At 59.7% G+C, this 16,818-nt stretch carries 15 protein-coding genes, 1 tRNA gene, 1 pseudogene and 1 riboswitch; of the genes and pseudogenes, 11 read left to right on the top strand and 6 right to left on the bottom strand.

Going from position 1 to position 16,818, the window contains the following annotated elements; all coding sequences use genetic code 11:
- Window positions 1-28: 28 nt before the first annotated feature.
- Window positions 29-670, bottom strand: coding sequence for an LON peptidase substrate-binding domain-containing protein (locus tag LOZ77_RS16520; RefSeq protein WP_230280035.1), 642 nt, complete (start codon window positions 668-670; stop codon window positions 29-31).
- Window positions 667-1,578, bottom strand: a complete 912-nt coding sequence (locus tag LOZ77_RS16515) for a tetratricopeptide repeat protein (RefSeq protein WP_230281913.1) — start codon at window positions 1,576-1,578, stop codon at window positions 667-669. The genes LOZ77_RS16520 and LOZ77_RS16515 overlap by 4 nt, the downstream gene beginning before the upstream one ends.
- 283 nt (window positions 1,579-1,861) lie before the next feature.
- Between LOZ77_RS16515 and LOZ77_RS16510 the strand changes: the two genes are divergently transcribed.
- From LOZ77_RS16510 to LOZ77_RS16500, 3 genes are all read left to right on the top strand, one after another.
- A tRNA-Gly gene (locus tag LOZ77_RS16510) sits at window positions 1,862-1,936 on the top strand.
- A gap of 418 nt (window positions 1,937-2,354) precedes the next feature.
- Window positions 2,355-3,176: a universal stress protein gene (locus LOZ77_RS16505; protein ID WP_230280034.1), complete on the top strand. Its 822-nt coding sequence runs from the start codon at window positions 2,355-2,357 to the stop codon at window positions 3,174-3,176.
- Window positions 3,177-4,209: 1,033 nt separating this feature from the next.
- Window positions 4,210-4,812: a phosphatase PAP2 family protein gene (locus LOZ77_RS16500; RefSeq protein ID WP_230280033.1), complete on the top strand. Its 603-nt coding sequence runs from the start codon at window positions 4,210-4,212 to the stop codon at window positions 4,810-4,812.
- 113 nt (window positions 4,813-4,925) lie between these two features.
- Here the strand turns inward: LOZ77_RS16500 and LOZ77_RS16495 are convergent, their stop codons facing one another.
- Entirely contained in the window at window positions 4,926-5,744 is an 819-nt protein-coding gene (locus LOZ77_RS16495) for a mechanosensitive ion channel domain-containing protein (protein WP_230280032.1), read from the bottom strand.
- A gap of 345 nt (window positions 5,745-6,089) precedes the next feature.
- Between LOZ77_RS16495 and LOZ77_RS16490 the strand changes: the two genes are divergently transcribed.
- Window positions 6,090-7,070 (top strand): calcium/sodium antiporter, encoded by a 981-nt coding sequence (locus tag LOZ77_RS16490; protein WP_230280031.1) that lies wholly within the window; start codon window positions 6,090-6,092, stop codon window positions 7,068-7,070.
- Between the two features lie 315 nt (window positions 7,071-7,385).
- Here the strand turns inward: LOZ77_RS16490 and LOZ77_RS16485 are convergent, their stop codons facing one another.
- Window positions 7,386-7,619: a zf-TFIIB domain-containing protein gene (locus tag LOZ77_RS16485; RefSeq protein ID WP_370638030.1), complete on the bottom strand. Its 234-nt coding sequence runs from the start codon at window positions 7,617-7,619 to the stop codon at window positions 7,386-7,388.
- 562 nt (window positions 7,620-8,181) lie between these two features.
- Here LOZ77_RS16485 and LOZ77_RS16480 point away from each other — a divergent pair.
- Window positions 8,182-8,927, top strand: a pseudogene (locus tag LOZ77_RS16480) (IS5 family transposase).
- Window positions 8,900-9,436, top strand: a complete 537-nt coding sequence (locus tag LOZ77_RS16475; protein WP_230281912.1) for a DUF305 domain-containing protein — start codon at window positions 8,900-8,902, stop codon at window positions 9,434-9,436. The pseudogene LOZ77_RS16480 and the gene LOZ77_RS16475 overlap by 28 nt, the downstream one beginning before the upstream one ends.
- 124 nt (window positions 9,437-9,560) lie before the next feature.
- Here LOZ77_RS16475 and LOZ77_RS16470 read toward each other — a convergent pair whose 3' ends face one another.
- Both LOZ77_RS16470 and LOZ77_RS16465 read right to left on the bottom strand, forming a co-directional pair.
- A complete protein-coding gene (locus LOZ77_RS16470) occupies window positions 9,561-9,728 on the bottom strand; it encodes a hypothetical protein (RefSeq protein WP_158586864.1) in 168 nt (55 codons plus the stop codon).
- Complete coding sequence (locus LOZ77_RS16465; RefSeq protein WP_230281911.1) at window positions 9,725-9,910, bottom strand: helix-turn-helix domain-containing protein; 186 nt, start codon at window positions 9,908-9,910, stop codon at window positions 9,725-9,727. Before LOZ77_RS16465 ends, LOZ77_RS16470 begins: the two co-directional genes overlap by 4 nt.
- Before the next feature lie 566 nt (window positions 9,911-10,476).
- Between LOZ77_RS16465 and LOZ77_RS16460 the strand changes: the two genes are divergently transcribed.
- The 5 genes from LOZ77_RS16460 to LOZ77_RS16440 all read left to right on the top strand — a co-directional run bounded on the left by LOZ77_RS16460 (window position 10,477) and on the right by LOZ77_RS16440 (window position 16,817).
- Window positions 10,477-11,235 carry a transposase gene (locus tag LOZ77_RS16460; protein WP_230280029.1) on the top strand — a complete coding sequence of 253 codons (759 nt, stop codon included), beginning with the start codon at window positions 10,477-10,479 and terminating at the stop codon, window positions 11,233-11,235.
- Window positions 11,232-11,585 (top strand): IS66 family insertion sequence element accessory protein TnpB, encoded by a 354-nt coding sequence (gene tnpB, locus LOZ77_RS16455; protein WP_230280028.1) that lies wholly within the window; start codon window positions 11,232-11,234, stop codon window positions 11,583-11,585. The genes LOZ77_RS16460 and tnpB overlap by 4 nt, the downstream gene beginning before the upstream one ends.
- Before the next feature lie 72 nt (window positions 11,586-11,657).
- A complete protein-coding gene (locus tag LOZ77_RS16450; protein WP_230280027.1) occupies window positions 11,658-13,193 on the top strand; it encodes an IS66 family transposase in 1,536 nt (511 codons plus the stop codon).
- A 747-nt stretch (window positions 13,194-13,940) separates the two neighbouring features.
- A riboswitch (cobalamin riboswitch) is annotated at window positions 13,941-14,144 on the top strand.
- 175 nt (window positions 14,145-14,319) lie between these two features.
- Complete coding sequence (locus LOZ77_RS16445; RefSeq protein ID WP_037447551.1) at window positions 14,320-16,251, top strand: TonB-dependent siderophore receptor; 1,932 nt, start codon at window positions 14,320-14,322, stop codon at window positions 16,249-16,251.
- A gap of 11 nt (window positions 16,252-16,262) precedes the next feature.
- The gene (locus LOZ77_RS16440; RefSeq protein WP_051749615.1) at window positions 16,263-16,817 is read left to right on the top strand and encodes a hypothetical protein; all 555 of its coding nucleotides are present in this window, start codon (window positions 16,263-16,265) and stop codon (window positions 16,815-16,817) included.
- Window position 16,818 lies beyond the last annotated feature (1 nt).

The following is a 16,818-nucleotide window of genomic DNA, read 5'->3' as shown; positions in this document are numbered from 1 at the left end:
CTGCCGCCCGACGCTTATTGGCAGCCCCCTATTGAAGCGTGACCGAATCGTCGTCGCCGTGGCGGCCGAAGAACTGCATCAGCTGCACCAGCAGATTGCACCGCTCTCCCAAGGTGCCAGTCTCTAGCAAGGCCTGTTTCGCGGCGGCATCGAACGGGGCGACCTGCGCCACCCCGTTAATCAGCGACATATCGTCCAGCCGCGACACCTGTTCCCAATCGACCGAATAGCCCTGCGCATCGGCAAAGCTTTTCGCCTCTTCCTCGAACGCCGCGCGCTCGACGGGAAGCAGCGCAATCTCGTCATCGTCGGTCAGCAATTCGGCGCGCACCTGCCGGAACGGCGTGTCCACTTCCAACTCGCGGATCACGCGGAACCGGCTTACCCCGTCGAGCACGATGTTGAAACGCCCGTCCTCCAGCGCCTCGACCTCTCCGATCCGGCCAAGGCAGCCGACATCGAACAAGGGCGCGCCTTCGGATGCGCGATGCGGCTGGATCATGCCGATCATCCGGTCGCGCGCCAGCGAATCCTCGATCAATGCGCGATAACGCGGCTCGAAAATATGCAGCGGCAATTGCAGCCCGGGAAACAGGATCGCGCCCGACAGCGGGAAAATTGAAATACGCGTCGTTTCAAGGCCCGAACCCATGTCCTCTCTGCCGATCATCCGAACAGCAGCAGCGACAGGCGGCGACGGGTGGCGGCGACCCACGGATCTTCCAGACCGACCGCCTCGAAAATTTGCAACAGCTTGGCCTTGGCAGCGCCATCGTTCCATGCCGGATCGCTGCCGACCATCGCCAGCAGTGCCTCTGCCGCCTCGTCCCGTGAACCGGCGGCAAAGGCCGCCTGCGCGAATTCGAATTGCGCGTCCATGTCGGCAGGGCGTTCGGCGGCGGCCTTGCGCAGATCGTCAAGCGCGCCGTCGTCGGGCCGGTCCTTTGCCAGTTCGATCGCGGCCTTCGCGCGTTCGATGGCGGGATCGCCTGCCAGTTCGGGCGGCAATTCGCCCAGCGCAGCCTCTGCCTCGGCCAAATGGCCCGCATTGACCATCGCCGTCAAAAGCCCCGCATTGGCCGCCGCGTTGTCGGGCGCCATCTGCACGATCTGCGCGAACACGCCCATGGCCCGCTCGGCATCGCCGCTGGCCAGCACGTCCTCACCCATGGCGATCAGCGGCGCGATGTCCTGCTGCGGCTCTTCTTCGCCTGCCGGCTGCGGCTGCACCGGCAGTTGCGACAGGATCTGGTCCAGCGCCTGTTTCAACTGCCCCTCGGTGCGTGCGCTGGTCAGATCGGCGACGGGCTGGCCCTGAAACATGGCATAGACGGTAGGTATCGACCGCACCTGGAACTGCGCGGCGATGAATTTCTCTTCGTCGACATTCACCTTCGCCAGGACCACGCCCTTGTCGGCATAGTCGGCGGCAACCTTTTCCAGCGTCGGGGTCAGCGCCTTGCACGGCCCGCACCATTCGGCCCAGAAGTCGAGGATGACGAGGCTTTTCATCGAAGGCTCGACGATCTGCTCACGGAAACGCTCGACCGCTTTCTGTTCGTCGAGGTTGAGGCCCATGCTCGCCAAAATGGATTCTCCTGAAGTGTCCTGCCGCCGCTGTGCGCCTGTTCGGCATCGGGCGGGTTTATTGTCCGGTGATCGGGTCAATGTGGAGAGGTTTGCGCCGTTTTCCAAGGGTTCACCAACCCCCAATCCGCCATCCGCCCAAGCGGCGCCCATGTTTTTGCAAAGAAATGCGCTTTGTGTGAATTTTCCTGTTGCCGCCCCCCATACCCCATGCTAACGGCGCGCCTCACCCCGATCGGAAGGGCTTTCAACCCACCGATTGCAGGCGTTCAGAGCGGGCGTAGCTCAGGGGTAGAGCACAACCTTGCCAAGGTTGGGGTCGGGCGTTCGAATCGCCTCGCCCGCTCCATTTTTCTTTAGAAAATTGAACCGCTTAAGCGGATCGCAAGTTGGCGAATTCTGCTTCCCCGCTCTGTCGGTTGCTCCGGGGAAGCGCGGGGGAAGCACAAATCGGAGTTTCGTGGCGCACTCTGGCGTTTGCATTGCGACACACTGAACCTCCCGATTCCAAGGTGCAAGGATTGGTTTGGCGTGTGTCCAGCTTGGAGTGCGATCAGTGAAGGTGTCCAATCTGATTGCCCAATTCGCTTGTAATTTGAAGCGGCGGAATTTGGGCCGGTTGAAGACGGTCCGCTTTTAGGTGGCTGAGTGCTGAATGCTGCTGGTGCATCTTCGTTCTAAATTGTCTTGGATCAATTACGCCTTCGTCGACCCGTCCTATCCTTAAGGGAGTTCGGACGGAACTCTCCGTCCGTGTTGGAGGGCAAATGATGAAAACGATCCTATTCAATGCCTATAACGACGAAGATTACCCACGGCGCTTGGATCTGGTTCTCGATCTGGCCCGATATCTTGATGGCCATCTCACCCTTCTGAACTCGATGCCGTTCGAAACGACTGTTTCAGCCGGTCCCTATGGCGCGGCGTTCGCAGCTATGGTGCCAATTTGGCGTGAGGAAGCACGCAACCTTCGCAAGAAGTCCGAAGTCGATCTCGCAAACGAGAATGTGCCTTGGGACTGGATAGAGGATAGCGGCCCAGTTTCGCATGCCATGCTTCGCCGTTCGGCTTTGACGGATATAATAGTTCTAGGTGCTCGAGAGCCTAGGGTTGGTGGATCGCTACCGTCATACACGGCGGGTGAAATCGCACTGACAGCTGATTGTCCAGTGCTTGTCCTGCCGGAGAACATCGAACGGCTTGAGTTAGACCAGCCAGCCCTTGTCGCTTGGGACGGGTCGGCGGAGGCATCCCACGCGCTGCGTGCAGCCACCCCACTGCTAAAGCGTTCGAAAAGTGTATTCCTGGTCACCGTCGCGATGAAAAAGAAGAAAGGGGCGCAATTCGATTTTCCCCCGATCGCCGGGGCAGAGTACCTCTCTCGGCACGGTATCGAATGCGATATGGTTGAACTTCAATTCGATGGCATGCCAGTGGCGCAGACGATAACAGAAGCCGCGGCCGCGAGAAGATGCGGGCTAATCGTGTTGGGCGCTTATGGCCGCATGCGGATCACTGAACGCATTTTTGGTGGTGTCACCCATGACATGCTTTCGAACTTAAGCATTCCTCTTCTTCTGCGGCATTAACAACAACACGCGTTTTCCTGGGAAGAGTACCAGCGATAATGCAAACGCGGCGCTGGGCGTTTCATTCGGTGGGTTAAGCGCAGTAAACTGGCGCAATGATAGCCAATCTTGAAGCCATGGCTCTGAGACTATTTGCGCTCCGGTCTGGACGCGACCTCCGCTAAAGATGCTGATGGCGGTAGCTTGCAAAAACGTAGTTCACTAGACGCAATCAGCGCGTTTTAGCTGTCAGCGGGAGCCCACAGGCGAGCGAATACAAACCGGTAATGCCACGCCACTACGCCCCACCAAATGGGTTCATGAAACCTGACCGGTTGAGTGCGCCCGTGAAATCTCCCGCGGCTTCGACTTGCTCCGATGGATGGTTGCCGCCAAATTGGATCACAACAATTAGCGTCAGGCCTATAAGGGAAAGACCGAATAAAACGCGAGTGAGGTTCGAGCCGATCCATTTCCATCGCATTGCTGCAGTCCCCTACGATGCCACAAAGGGTAAATAGAAGCATATCAGTTCTAACAAAAGTCTGAGCAGGGTTGCCATACCGGGAGCGGACAAATGCGTTCACCAAGCAAGTTCAATGTGATTGCTCATCGTGGGATTGAATAACGAACGCGCTGCTGTTTCCTCACCAGTGCATGTCGCACATGACTGTTTAAATTCGGCGGTAATGTGCGACCCCGCGGAACGCCGTCCGTTGCGCGTATCCTTCTATGTCATACGTATTGTGGGAACTTTCATTGCCCCCGGCGGCTTTGAGAATTCGCGGACCGGGCCCTTCTGACGATGTAATACAATCGTGATGTCGGACCGCATCGGTTTATCCGGTGTCGGGGTGCAGGCTTGGGCTATTCGCCACGCCGTTCGATGCCGATCGTGCAGGTCAATCCTACCCATCCGGTTCGGCGCGACCGATACCTGCGATCTAAATCGGGCCAACGCTAGCCCCACGCTGATGAGGATAATATGGACGAAGATGCTATGTCGGTTTGGTCTGGTTTCAAGCTGGTTCTCGGTAAGGCAGCTGGTTAGCGAATGGAGAAGCTTTCCGCCCTGCTCGAAAATACCGCTGAGACCATCGAAGATGCAGATGCGGCTCTTGTCGAGAAAGTAGCGCCGTCGGACAAAGCTGCTGTCCAAGCGCTCTCCCTGATTGGTGAGATCGGCGATCAGCCGCCCATGCGCGCCCTGTGCGCTTCAATTATCATCTTTGGGCTGATCAGGCGCGATGCGAAGCTGACGCTGGCCGGAGTACGTATGCTTACCGCCCATACGATTGCGACCAAGGCCAAGAATGTTCTGAAGAAGCGCGTCGACCGGGTGCGCCCGGACGCGCGCGAAGGCGAAGACGATCATCGCGTGAAAGCAGGCGTTTCCGCCAGTCATGACGAGACCAGTTTTCCATCGGGGCACTCGGCGGGCGCACTGGCCGTGGGCGCAGCGTTCGGGCGCGCTTTCCCCGAGCATAAGGCTGTCGCCGTGGGATCCGCCACCGCTATAGCGCTCCTGCAAGTGCCGCGCCGCTCTCATTATCTCAGCGATGTGATCGTGGGCTCGGCGATCGGCTTGGTATGCGAAGGTGTAGTAGACCGGCTGATACGCGGCTTTGGCTTATCCGGCAGGCGCCGGCGCGCCTAATGAAGGGACCAGGCGGTTAGCGGCTTGGTCCAAGCAATCAGCTGCGGCTTGCGGGGCATTCGTCAGGCGCCGGTTACATTTGCGCGAACGTGAGCGCTGCCGGTCTTTTTGATTTATTCTGTAGAGGAAGAAGTCCGTTGAGACTCAATGAAGGCGCCGACTGCACAGGCGACCGCGTTCTCTGCGCGACGCGGCTCTCGAGCTCCGAGGAGCGTGATTCGAAGACGATATTTTCCAATCTCGCTGGTGCCAAGTTCAATGTCGCAGCGTTCAGCCTCCACTTGGCTCGAAGAGCTATTACCCTCGGCTGCGACGGTTTTAGCGAGGGCCTCAACTGCAATAGCACGAAGTTCGTGAACCCTCGAAAATAGATTGACGTCGGGTTCGAAGGTCATGGTGAATGCATGCTCTATGCGTGCGCGAGAGTGGGGCAGGACTTTTGCCGGGGACGAAAACAGAAGACTGTACGGTAGGGTCACAATACGGCCGGTTGGCACAACTGAACCATCGATGCCTTCGAACTCTCTCAGCTGGGTTGCAAGCAGGTTTAGATCGAGCACCTCGCCTTTCGTTGTGCCGACCTCAATTATGTCTCCGACCGAGAATGCTCTCGTGAATGTCCGAAGGGCAGCGCCGGAAAGGCACAAGATCAGTTCCTTGGTCGCCACAACGATCGCGACTGCCACCGCTGTCAGGGATAGGGCGAAAGTTCGTAGCTGCGGCGCCCAGATCATGATCAAGCCGACCACGGCGACGAGGATGAGAACGTTGCGCACGTTTGCGGTCCACCGCCGGGCGACCTTTTCCGTTATATCGTCGCGCCTCAGCAAGGCGCGGCCAGCGATCATGCGTGAGGCGAGGAGACCCAAGAGCAGACAGGCAGACGCCAGCACATCGGAGTTGAAAAATGTCGAGGGCAACTCAAAGCTCATTTGTTTCCATCCGCTACGCGAGGCTGCCTTCTATAGAGGCACCCGAGAACTGCTCAACGCGGTATGGCTTGGAAATGAGGACGGCCCCGGATATTGGGCGATGATCATCGGCTAATTTGGCTTCTCCAAATGTACTTCAACTGAGTCTAGTGGCGGCTAAAGATGCAAGCCTGTCCTATGCACAATCCAACATGCGAGCACGGCGCTGCATTGATGGTTTCGGGCATGGCGCTCAAGCGGATCTAGCAGCGGCGGTACGCGTACACTACCGCATTCGCATCGTTGCGGCACTCGCCGCAACGGCTCTGACACGCTAAGCGCGCGCATCGGTACGGACCTTAAGCCATGACTTACTTACTGCTTTTACTTGGTCTCGTTCTGCTCATCGGAGGAGGTGAGCTACTTGTGCGAAGCGCCGTTCGCATCGCGGAACATCTCGGCCTCTCACCGATGCTCATCGGCCTGACGATTGTCGGCATGGGAACATCCATGCCTGAATTGGCGGCGAGTATACAGGCAGCCTTGGCTGGCTCGCCTGGGCTGGCCCTTGGCAACATCGTCGGCTCGAACATAGCAAATCTTCTGCTCATCCTCGGTGTAGCAGCTGTGATCGCGCCATTTGCAGTGCCGCGAAGGGTTCTCTGGCGTGATGGCGGAATGGGATTGCTTTGCATCGGCATGCTGATCATTGCTGGCCATACGGTCGGTCTGACCCGAGCCGTCGGAATGTTCTTCGTCTTCGGTATAGTTGGATATATCTATCTTGCCATTCGTCAGGAGCTCGCAGGTGGTGAACACGGAGCTGTCTTCGATAAGGCCATGGCGCTTGAAGAGGTTGACCCCGCGCTTGTCCCGAGGGCGGAATCGCGCGGCTCGGTAGTCCTGGCAATCGTTTTCCTGCTCGCAGGAATGGCTCTGATCATCTGGGGCGGCAGCATGCTCGTCGATGCAGCGATTACCATCTCGGCCAGTTTGGGCGTATCGGACGAAGTGATCGGCCTGACAGTAGTGGCAGTCGGTACATCACTGCCGGAATTGGTGACGTCGGCGATCGCAGCGCTCAAACGCGAAGGCGAGATCGCTCTCGGCAACGTATTGGGTTCGAACATCTACAACGTTCTTTTTATCGGGGGCATAACCGGGATGGTATCGCCGACGCGAATACCTGCGAGCATTTTGCAGTTCGATCTTTGGGTCCTGCTATGTGTATCCGCGCTGGTGATGGCCTTCGCTTTCACAGGCAAACGGCTGTCCAGACTGGAGGGTGGTTTTCTGGTGGCGGGATACGCGGGGTATACTGCATTGACAGCTGGGCTTTGGGGATAGGAACGGGGCGGTCGGGATCACTTGTGAAGGGAGATGCGTTCTCTCGCGCGCACGGAGGCTTACTTCGTAGAGGCCCTTCTAGAAAACCAAGAAAGCTAGGGGGAATTAGTGAGGCTGGAGCGAATGCAGCCGTATCAGAAACGTCCTGTCCTGTCCTGTCGAACGAGAGACGAACTTCACAATCTGACAATTCTGAATGGCCTACGCCCAAGCGCCCGGTCGGGGATGCAATGCGTACCCATGCCGGCGTACAGCTGAAAATACACTTTGACAGGTGTGACGAAATTTGGCGCTTGGGAGTTGGCTACAGGATGTTCAGTCGAACAGTTCCTCAAGGAAGCTCTTCTTGCGCTTGCGCCCTGAATGACCGTGCGAGGAATAACTTCCGCGATTTCCAAAGTCGTGCGAAGGAGATGTAGGCTGTGCCGGTGCCCGCGAGGGGGCGGGCTGCGCACTACGTTCGATGATCTTGTCCAGCTCCCCGCGGTCGAGCCAGACGCCCCGACATGTGGGGCAATAGTCGATCTCGATGCTCGAACGTTCGCTCATAACCAAGGTGGTTCCATCCACTGGGCAGGTCATCCGGCCATTTGCTGCACTCATCTTTTGTGTCCTTTCACGGGCTCTCGGCCTGTGAAATGGTAACTGGATATGGAATTCCAACTGCTACCGGAGACCCGGCACACAAGATCGGTACCGATCGATCATCCGCACAAACGGCGTAAAGGGGCATCAAGCAATGTGTAAGCAGCCCTTGGCAGAACTGTGCGTGAAGCAGCCCAGATAAATTATCTGAGATCTAATTTTCGTAGTTTCGCTCAAGCTTTCGGCCGGACGTTTGTGCCGTACTGAACGTAATCGGTATCCTCTTAAAAAGCGGAGGTTCTGCTTTCGAGCGTCTTTACTCTTCATCCGGATGTCCGGAATGAGGGCGCATAGCTGTCCGAGGGCCTCTGGGCCGTGAGCTGCCGTATAGCTATAGGCGGCTCGAATGGGTTAACTGCTAGGTTTCGTGGACAAAGCTTGACTGTGGACTCGGACCTTGATTCAAGGCTGGCTTTTGGAGGCAGCCTTGGGCGAGCGGATTGGCGTTACGGACGAAGAGTGGGAAGTGATCGGGCCGCTGCTGCCACCTGAGCGGGGTCGTGGCTGCCGTCCGGCGCAGGACAACCGCCCCTATTTCGAAGGCATGATGTGGATCGCGCGGACCGGAGCGCAGTGGCGTCACCTGCCGGATGAGTATGGCAAGTGGAACAGCGTTTTCCGGCGCTATCGACGATGGGTTACGACCGGCGTGTTCGATGCCATGCTGGAGACGCTGGCGGAACTGGCGGGGCGCGACACAGCCGCCGACATGATCGATAGCACCGTGGTCCGGGCACATCATTGTGCCGTCGGCATAAAAAGGGGACTCAGCAAACCGAGGCGCTTGGCCGATCGCGCGGCGGCTTCACCACCAAGCTCCACGCAAGGTGCGATGCCAGAGGCTTGCCCCTCGGCTTCGTGCTGACACCGGGGCAAGCGCACGATGTGCAGGGCTTCGCACCGCTGTTCCGCATGATAACTGACCGGATCGAGGCCTTCCTGGCTGATCGGGGATACGATGCCGATGCGATCCGCGAAGAGATTGAGGCGGCGGGCGTCGAGGCGGTGATCCCGGCCAAGGCGGGCCGGCGTAATCCCGCCGCGCATGATCGCGCGAAATACAAGTGGCGCAACCTGATCGAGCGACTGTTCAATAAACTCAAGAACTGGCGACGCGTTGCGACCCGCTACGACAAAACCAAGGAATCCTATCTCGGCTTCGTCGCGCTCGCCTCAGTCAAACTCTGGATACCCTTTGTCCACGAAACCTAAATACGTACGAGCTCGATCACGTATTCTGGAGCGAGACCCGCTTCTGGATGACTTTTGTGATGGGCGGCATGATGATGATCGTAATGCTTCTCTTCATGTGGGGCATGTACAAGGACAAGACCAAGAACTTGATCATCCTGGGCGTCGGTGCCCTGACCTTCGCGGTGGCGCTGTGGCTGGTTCGCAGCCAGGCGACCGTCAACGATGAAGAATACATGGCAGCGATGATCCCGCATCACTCGATCGCCGTTCTGACAAGTTCGCGAGCAGAGATCACCGATCCGCGTGTTCGCAAGCTCGCAGACTCGATCATCGAAGCGCAGGTCAAGGAAATCGCCGAGATGAAGATGCTGATCGAAGACATCGAGACCAATGGTGAGATGGGAGATGGCACCCCTCTCCCGGCACGGACTACCGACCTGACCCCGGAACTCTTGGAGGAGGCCGAAAAAGCGCTCGAGCGCCCTGTAGGGCCGGACGTACGTGAAGAGGTCAAGTTGGGCGACTGATATTCTTCGAACCGTGGTCGGACGGATCAGTGACAGTCATCCCGACGACCGGCAGCTTTTGGAGATCGACTGCAGTTTCGTGAATGACCGATATTGGGGCGCGTAGCTGCCATAGCCAGAGAGCCTAGGATCGCTGCGAAAGCGCAATCACCAATCTGGCGGCCAGCGCTTCTTCTGCGTTTGCACGCCGCGCTTTGATCTTCGAGACCAGCTGACGTTTGGAATGATCTGGCATGCTCACGATTGCGGCAAGCACCACAGCTTTCAGCAAGTCAGGATGCGCCGTAATCATATAGCGGTCCCCGGTACCTGATCGGCAGGACGACGTAGCCGCTCAACCAGCGAGCGCAGGCTGGCTGTGAGCACGAGGGTTGCGCTCCCCATCTTGATGATCTCGATCTCGTCTCTGGAAATGAGCACATAGAGTGTGCTGCGTCCGATCCCGAGATAGCGACAGGCTTCGGGTACGCGCATGGCGATCGGTTCGATGGCCTGGGGCCCGCATTGCTCGCAAGGATGCTCTGTCGTGCTCGCAGATGGCATAGCCGTCGATCCTTTCATCTTTCGGGTGATGACGGACCGACCTTGGGAAGCATGGAGGGAACAGGCCGGCCCGCCATCAGCACTGAGTATCGATCGATTAGGGCACCCTGCGCCACATGACGTTCCTACGCCGCAGCTGTCGTTCTTTCGCCGCAGCGCAGAGGCGTGGGGGCAAGCACTCCAGTCAAATGCACCGATGCTCATCGGGACGGCGAAGGACGTCCGGGCGAAAGCGGGTTACCGAACGAAAACAGCGCAGAACGCCAAGCGCCGTCGCCAATCTGTTTGATAGCAAAGAACTTTTTGAAATTAGCGCCGCAGGGGCAATATGGGTGCCGTCGCATATTACTGAACGAAACCAACCACCTGCGCCCCGACCGACGGCGGCGCTTTTATCTCGCCCTCATTTTCTTTCTTCGTAAGCGTCCGGTTTCGGCACCTGAATTCCGGGGTGCAATTTTCGTCCATCGGGTGTTCTCCTGGTGGCCGGAGGTTGCATGGCTGGTCTTTCCCATTTTGATAATCCTGCGCGGCGCGAGTGGTGGTCGGTGCATGTCGAGGCGTGGCGCCGCAGCGGCTTGTCGCGGCGCAAATACTGCCGTGTGCACAAGCTGACCGAGACGACTTTCGTGCGCTGGCTCGACGTGCTGACGGACAGGAAAACGGCCAAGATCCGGGTCGAACGCGGGGCGGCCGAGCGTCGACGCAAGCGCAGCCGCAAGGGCGGCAAGCTGACGACCGACCGCCGCAACCAGGCAGCGCAGGCGTACTGGGCGATGCATGTCGAGGCGCTCGAATGGAGCGGAATGACGGTGCGCGAGTATGCGGCAGCGCTGGCAATCTCGCGTCATAGCCTCGCGCGCTGGCGCGATCTGCTGGCCGAACGGGAGGTTCCGGTCGACTGGCGGGCGCGGCTGCATCCGAGCGCGAGGCCGCCAATAAGCAGCGCTGCTAGTCCTAGGACTAAGGACAGGCTTAGTCCTAATAATCTGCCGCGAGTTGCAGATGCGGGGTTGACCGGCGGCGCTTTGCGTGGGCCCGAACAGGCGGACCGGGTGCAGCGCCGCAGCTTCAGCGAGGACGAGAAGCGCGCGATCGCGATGCAGACGCTCGAGCCTCATGTGACGGTCTCGCAGGTTGCGCGGCGGCACGGGATCGCGGCTTCGCTGCTGTTCCGCTGGCGCGCGCAGCTCGGGCTTGGAGCGAGCGAGAATGTGCGTCTGGTGACGGTGCGGGTTGAGGAGAATGGACGATGATGCTGCTTCCGGCAGGTACGAAGGTGCATCTGGCGCTGGGTCATACCGACATGCGCAAGGGGATCGATGGGCTCGCAACCATGGTGCAGGAAGTGCTCAGGGAAGACAGCTTCTCGGGTCACCTGTTCGCGTTCAGGGGGCGCAATGCGCGCATCATCAAGATCCTGTTCTGGGACGGGAGCGGGCTGTGCCTGTTCACCAAGAGGATGGAGCATGGCGGGTTCGTGTGGCCGAGCGTGCACCAGGTGGGCGAGAGCATAGTGCTGTCTTCGGCGCAGCTGGCGATGCTGATCGAGGGGATCGACTGGCGGCGTCCGGAGCAGCAGTGGAAGCCGCGAAAAGCGGGCTGAAAAGCTGCCGGAAACCCGCGCAAAACCGGCAGAAAAGCTTGAGAAAATGCGGTCTTCGTGGTAGCAGAATCCATGCGGCTCGAACTCGACAATCTGCCGTCCGATGTCGGTCTTCTGCACCAGCTGGTGCGCGACATGGCAACGTTGGTCGAGACCCGCGATGACGAGATCGAGCGCCTTCAGGCGATCATCAAAAAGCTCCAGCGCATGCAGTTCGGGCGCCGCTCCGAGCGGCTCGATCCCGACCAGCTGGTCCTGGGTCTGGAAGACCTCGATGCCGATATCGCCCGCATCGAGGAGCACCGTCCGGTCATCGCTGGCGATGCCGATGCGGTCAGACGGCGTGCGCACCGCGTGCCGCTGCCCGATCATCTGGAGCGCGAAGAGGTAGTGATCGACGCGCAGCACGAGGCCTGTCCGTGCTGCGGCGGTGCGCTTCATAGTATGGGCGAGAGCGTCTCCGAGATGCTCGACTGGGTGCCAGCAAAGCTGCGCGTCATCCGTACAACGCGACCCAAATATGCCTGCCGTGCATGCGGCAGCCTCGTTCAGGCTCCCGCTCCCGAGCGCGTGATCGCAGGCGGGCTGGCAACACCTGCACTGCTGACGCAGGTGCTGGTAAGCAAATACTGCGACCATACCCCGCTCTACCGTCAGTCGCGGATCTTCGCCCGTCACGGCGTTGATCTGGCGCGTTCGACGCTTGCTGGATGGGTCGGCGGTGCATGCTGGTGGCTCGGAGCCCTGCACGAGCGGCTGTGTGCCGAGGTGTTCGCCAGCGATCATCTGTTCGCCGACGATACGCCGGTTCCGGTGCTCGATCCGGGGCGCGGACGGACCAGGACCGGGCGCTTGTGGGTCTATGCCCGCGAACAGCGCGGGTGGGGCGGGCCTGCACCACCTGCGGCGGTCTATCTGTTCGCGCCTGATCGCAAGGCCGAGCGTCCGCTCGCCCATCTTGAGCGCTTCAAGGGTGTGCTGCACGTCGATGGCTATGCCGGGTTCGAGCGCCTCACGGCGAAGGGCGACATCGTGCTTGCCGCCTGCTGGGCGCATACGCGGCGCAAGTTTTATGACGTCCATCAGCAGACCGGCTCGCCGGTGGCGGAAGAAGCGCTGCGCCGGATCGCGGATCTCTATGCAGTTGAGGCGAAGGCGCGCGGTCGTTCTCCCGAAGACCGCCTTGCATGGCGCCGGTCGCTCAGCGCGCCGCATCTGGCCGCGTTCAAGCTCTGGCTCGAGGCGCAGCTGGCGCAGATCCCGCGCAGCAGCACGCTGGCCGATGCCATCCGCTATGCGCTGGCGCGCTGGGCCGGCCTCAGCCGGTTCCTTGACGACGGGCGCGTCGAGCTCGACACCAACCCGGTCGAGCGGGCGATCCGTCCGGTTGCGCTTGGACGCAAGAACCACCTGTTCGCAGGCTCCGATGGTGGCGGTCACCGCTGGGCGGTGATCTGCTCGCTGATCGAGACGGCAAAGCTCAACAAGGTCGAGCCATATGCCTGGCTCAGTGACGTCCTGACCCGCATGATCGACGACCATCCCGCCAACCGAATCGATGAACTGCTGCCGTGGAACTGGGCGCTTAGTCATCGCGCTGACGCCTGACGTGCAAGCACCGGACGCTGACCTTTCTTCAAATCAGACGCTTACGGACAAATACCCCACGCCGATTACGCCTGCAAGCGGAGTGCATCGCGACTGTATCCGGCGCTGCCAGCGACCTGCAGTGATAGCGTTGCGAGTGTGCTTCTGATTAGCAACCAAGCTGCAAAGTTTCTGTAGCGGCAGTGTCTAAGAGCGTCGCTAAATGATGCAACGCCAAGGCAGCGCAACGACGCGATCATCGCACACCAAGCGCCAGATATTCGGATTACGAGCGCACACGGGATACTCGACGATTGGTTGCAGCCACGCTCGTGGACGGCCTATGTGTCAGCTTCTGGGTCAATAATGTTGACGCTTTAATGTCGTGGTTTAGGGTGGGTGTGCGACGGTCGGCTTTTAGGCCGCGCATTCAATATAGAGGACATTGAACCGGCGACGAAGTTGGACCGTATGCGATCTGTCCGGCTTGCGCATTAGAAACTAAAATGCTGCCGTACGGCTTCCGACACCATTCGCGATATTTAAGAAAGGGTTGAGAATCGATCTCAGACGAAAGCGAAAGCTGGTGCCAATCCAAAGGTCGACGGATCAACATCTGGGCATTTCAGTTGGTGACCTAAACAGATACGATGGATTAAGTCCACCTACCCCCTAAAACGGCGACCATCGTCTTGCTGCGTTGCTCTGGAACTGCGCGCTTGCCGCTCATTCGACCAAAGTCTATGAGACGAGCGTCGGCAGAATCAAATGTCGATAAAGCGTGCCGGTAACGGGAACGCAGTGAGGTCTCGATAGGCCAATTCTGCGGCTGTCCCTGCAACTGTAAGCGGCGAGCGCGTAACATGGGTGGGGTTGGCTCCACAACCACTGGGCGGCAATTGTCGTCTGGGAAGGTATGTTTCGTGCGACAACCCGTGAGCCAGGAGACCGACCGGCGCGTGTCGCTCTTGCCGGGCTCATGGGATTGGCCAGGCGCGAAACGAATTTCGTCCGGGCGACGAGTAGCGGTTGGAGCCGCATCGGCAGGACTGCCGGGGGATGCACGCGTCCGTCCCTAGCAGTCTCGTCGACCGCACTCGTGCGGACGCTCCGGCCAAGTCGCCCGGCGCCCCGGAAATTCGTTCTCATGAAATACATTCACCTGTCGCTTCTGTCTTCCGTGCTTCTGCCGGCTCCATCGCTCGCTCAGACCATCGATCCCGCTGCCGATCCAGAGACATCCAACACCTCGATCGTCGTCACCGGGAACCGCGCCACCGATCCCATGCCGCTCGACCGGATCGGCGGATCGGTCACCGTCCTCGACGAGCAAATCCTCGACCGGAGGCAAGTCCGCGAGGTGTCCGACGTGCTCCGCGACGTCCCAGGGGTCGCGGTCGGACGGGTTCCCGGTCAGACACAGCTTCGGTTGCGCGGTGCTGAAGCCAACCATACGCTCGTCCTCGTTGACGGGATCGAGGTGTCGGATCCCTATGCCGGCGAGTTCGATTTCGGAACGCTTATCGCCGACGAGGCTTCGCGGATCGAGGTGCTGCGCGGACAGCAGAGCGCGATCTACGGGTCGGACGCGATCGGCGGCGTCATCCAGTACATCACTCTCGACGGCCGCGATGCGCCCGGGGCGGTCGCGCGGATCGAAGCCGGTTCGTTCGGCATGGTGAACGGTGCTGCCCGGATCGCTGGATATAGTGGCGATCTCGACTACGCGCTGTCCGCCACACTCAATACCACCGATGGCACGCCAGGCGCCCGGAACGGCACGCGCGATCTTGCGAACGACAGTGGTGCGGTCTCGCTGAAGACGACGTTCGCGCCATCAACCAATGCACGCCTCACTGGTGTATTACGCTACGCGCGCACCAATGCCGAATTCAACGACAGCGATTCCGATCCGGGAAGTCCGACCTTCGGATTCCAGGTCGATAGCCCCGGCAACCGCTTCGAGAACGAGGCTATCTATGTGCTCATCAGGGGCGAGCTAGACTTGCTCGACGATCGCTGGACCCAAGCGTTTTCGGCCCAGATCGCGGATACCCGGCGCGACGGTTTCGCTTCGACTGGACGCAGCTATGGCAGCGAGGGCCAGAGGTTGAAAGGGTCCTACGATACGACGTTGCGTATCGAGGCTGGCGGTCTGACCCACCGGGTCACGGCGGCTCTCGATGTCGAACGCGAACGCTTCCGTAACACCGATCCGACCGGCTTCGCATTCACCGGTCGCCGACAGATCGACAATGTCGGTCTCGTCGGCCAGTATGCGATCGATCTCGGAGACCGAGCGAGCGCGTCCGCATCCATCCGCAGGGACTGGAACGACCAGTTCGCCGATACAACCACGTACAGGCTTCAGGCGAGCTATCGGATCGCTGCGGCTACGCGAGTGCGCGGGGCCGTCGGATCGGGGGTGAAGAACCCCTCGTTCTACGAACTATATGGGTTCGTGGACGGCCGTTTCATCGGCAATCCCGACCTCAGGCCCGAGAAGTCGAGCGGATGGGAGATCGGGATCGACCAGTCGCTGTTCGGTGAGCGCGCTTCAATCGGGGTCACCTATTTCGAGAGCGAACTGGACGAAGAGATCTTCACTTCTTTTCCGCCCCCGAACTTCGTCGCCAGCCCTGGCAATCGCGATACCGTATCCAAGAGAAACGGCGTCGAAGTGTTCGGCGAGGCGCGCTTCGCGGAAGCTTGGCGCGTCAATGGAGCCTACACCTATCTGCGTTCCCACGAGGATGGCGCGCGCGAAGTGCGGCGGCCCTCCCATACCGCCAGCCTGGCTGTCGACTGGCGCGCTCCCAAGGATGCCGGAGGGGTCACGCTCGTTGCGCGCTACAATGGAGAGACGATCGACAGCGCTTTCATCGATCCCTCGTTCGTGCCGGTTCGCGTGCAACTGGACGACTACTTTCTGCTGAACGTCAACGCCGACGTGAGGGTGATGGATAATGTCGAGCTGTTCGGCCGAGTCGAGAATTTGACGGCCGCCGATTACGAGGATGTCTTCAGTTTCGCGACGCCCGGACGCTCGTTCGCCATTGGCGCGCGCGCGCGTTTCTAAGGAGAATTTCGATGACGGATGAAATGATAGCAAAGTCCGACATTGCGAGGTTCGCATGGCCTGTCACACTTGCCTTGGCGACGGTGGGCGGATCGCTGGTTGCCGCCTGCATGATGCCGTTCGTGGCTGTTACGATCGTGACCGCCGCGACCATGCGCCGCTCGCTCGCGTTAACGACGATCCTCGCGATCTGGGCGACCAACCAGTTGCTGGGGTTCACCGTCCTCGGCTACCCGCACACGGGATATGCGTTCGCCTGGGGCGGTGCGCTGGGCATCGCATCTATTCTCGCCATGCTCGCCGGTGCCATCATCATGGGAGAACAAAACGAGCTGAGCACCCTTCGGACATTTGGCGCCTTTCTGATCGGCTTCGCTGTTTACGAGGCTGCGCTATTCGGGTTTGCTTTGGTGGTAGGCGGGACAGAGACTTTCACGATGGCGATCGTGGGACAGATCTTCGCGAACGATGCATTATGGTTCGCAGGACTGTTGTTGGCGTCCTGGCTCCTCGCCAGAGCCGCTCCCACGCTATTCGGACCTTCTCCGCGAATACGGTTCGCCTGAC

It is taken from the genome of Croceicoccus sp. Ery15 (genome assembly GCF_020985305.1).
Taxonomy (GTDB): domain Bacteria; phylum Pseudomonadota; class Alphaproteobacteria; order Sphingomonadales; family Sphingomonadaceae; genus Croceicoccus.
This window is presented reverse-complemented; position numbering and strand designations above follow the sequence as displayed.